Below are 368 nucleotides of genomic sequence, written 5' to 3'. Positions count from 1 at the left end.
CTTTTTCAAAAATGATATCTATTTTTGTCCGTCGTTCATGTTCATGGCACGGGACGTCGCTCAGAGGATTACCACAGACATCACAAATTGCGACTTCGGCAACAGTAACGTTCTCTACCACCCGAGTATTGCTGACTTCGCCACTGACATTCTTCCCTTTACCTTTGCCGCCAGAATTTTCAGTGGATGTTGTATCCGGCTCTGTCTGAGAAGGAGGCAGACTGGAATTTTTACTGTTTTTCAGTGGTGTCCGGTTAGAAAATTGCATGTTTCTTTTTTAACCGTTTTCGTGGTCGTGGACTGCATTTTCGTTTGTGTATTTGCATAGCTGCTGCCTGTTCTGCTGCCTGCTGTCTTGCTTCATTACG

1 pseudogene is annotated in these 368 nt (G+C 44.8%); it reads right to left on the bottom strand.

Annotated features, from left to right (window positions below):
• A pseudogene (locus JWG39_RS16280) lies at positions 1 to 268 on the bottom strand (hypothetical protein); the annotation flags it as partial.
• Between the last annotated feature and the right edge of the window lie 100 nt (positions 269 to 368).

Source organism: Desulforhopalus vacuolatus, from assembly GCF_016918505.1.
Taxonomy (GTDB): Bacteria; Desulfobacterota; Desulfobulbia; order Desulfobulbales; family Desulfocapsaceae; genus Desulforhopalus; species Desulforhopalus vacuolatus.
This window is presented reverse-complemented; position numbering and strand designations above follow the sequence as displayed.